Annotated in this window: 1 protein-coding gene; it reads left to right on the forward strand. The window is 69.8% G+C overall.

Translation table 11 applies throughout. From position 1 onward, the window contains the following. Positions 1-1,843 (forward strand): hypothetical protein (locus VLG41_RS00455; protein WP_325347431.1); only part of this gene is annotated, 1,843 nt, incomplete at both ends.

The following is a 1,843-nucleotide window of genomic DNA, read 5'->3' on the forward strand; positions in this document are numbered from 1 at the left end:
TCGTGCAGCGCGGCAGCGTGGGCATCTTCGGCTCCGGCCTGGACACCCGAGGCGCGGACTACACCGCCATCTTCGCGCGCGCCACCGAGGTCAACGCCGGGTTGTGGGCCAACTACCTGAAGCTCGTGAACGGCGCCAACATGGTGGACGCCGCTACGCAGCAGCCCACGGGCGCGGCCGCCCCCCTTGGCGAGCCCCCGCGCTTCCTGCTCGATGTCGCTCACCTGGGCGGCATGTACGCCAATCACATCTTCCTCGTCGGCACGGAGAAGGGCCTGGGGGTGAACAACGAGGGGGTGCTCTCCAGCGCAGCGAGCAATCTCGAACTGCACGCCGACGGGCGCCTCGTCAACAAGGGCGCTCTCATCGCTGGCGGGAACCTGAACGTGAAGGTGCAGGCGCTGCACAACGGCGGTCGCCTCTACGGCGACCAAGTCGCCATCGCCGCCGAGCAGGTGGTCAACGAAGAGAACGCCGTCATCGCCGCGCGGGGCGATCTGTCCATCCAGGCGGCGGACACCCTCGTCAACCAGCGCGGCGCGCTCATCCTCAGCGCCGGCGACATGGCCCTCTCGGCCGACCGGGTGGAGAACCGCTCCGCGCGCATCGAAGCCCTGGGCGATCTGGCCATCGACGCCCGGGTGCTCATCAACGCCAACGATCACCTGCAGACCGAGGTCATCACGGACGGCGGCGGCACCACCACCCGCACCCTGTACTTCACCGCCACGGGCGAGGTCGATGCGAGCGAGGTCGCCTGGATGGCCGTCAAACCAACGGGCCTGCTGTCCAGAGACGGGGAGTGGAGCGAGTACACCGCCCACGGCCGCTCCTGGTTGTTCACACAGGCCAGCGCGCAGGCCTTGGCGGCATCCGACCCCGTCTTTGCCGACCCGCGCCTGGCCATCTGGTACCACGGCCCCGAGCCGTATGTGGCCGCCGGCATGGTGCAAGAGGGCAGTGGCGACAGTCAGACCGAGGTCTGGGCCGAGGCGCAGTTCGCCTACACCCGAGACGACCCGATCTGGGCCGCCCTGGGCATCGCCCCACCCGCGGGTGAGCCGCCCGGCCCCATGCCGCGCCCCATCAGCGCCGACAGCGAGATCAGCGGCGACACGCCCCAGTACCGCGAAGCCCTGGAGCAATGGCAGGCGCAGGCCGCGCCCTGGGTGGCCCTGGGCCAGAAGCTCACGGTGCTTCGAGGGGCCATCAACGCCGAGCTGCTGCCCTTCGACATCTACCAGCGCGTCACCGAGACCCAGCCCGCGCTCAAGACCCGACACAGCGAGCCCGGCCAGATCCTCGCCGGCGGCAACGCCCGCCTGAACATCCGCGAGCAGTTCACCAACCAGGACAGCGAAATCATCGCCGGGGGCGTGCTGAGCGCGCTGGGCGTGGCCGCGAACAACCAGGCCACGCAGGTGCCGGCCGAGGTGATCCGCACGGGCACGGCCTACACCTGGGGGGTCATCGGGAAGAGTTGTGCCCCCATCCTCGGCTGCGACCCCAAATACGGCTGGATTGAATCGGCCGTCGAGCAGCGCATCCCCACCACCTTGCAGGTGACGGAGCTGCGCCACGAGCAGCACGCCAGCGACGCGCCCAGCGCGCCCTCGGTGAACCTGGGCTCAGCGCTGTTCCAGCCAGCGGCGGACCCAACGGCCACCTACCTCGTCGAGACCGACCCACGCTTCACGGACCCGCGCCAGTGGCTCGCCTCGGACTACCAGCTCGCCGCACTCAACATCGACCCGGCCAGCGTGCACAAGCGCCTGGGCGACGGCTTCCTCGAACAGCGCCTCATGCGCGAGCAGATCGCCCAGCTCACCGGCCAGCGCTTCCT

Source organism: Hydrogenophaga sp. (assembly GCF_035481345.1).
In the GTDB taxonomy this organism is placed as follows: domain Bacteria; phylum Pseudomonadota; class Gammaproteobacteria; order Burkholderiales; family Burkholderiaceae_C; genus Hydrogenophaga.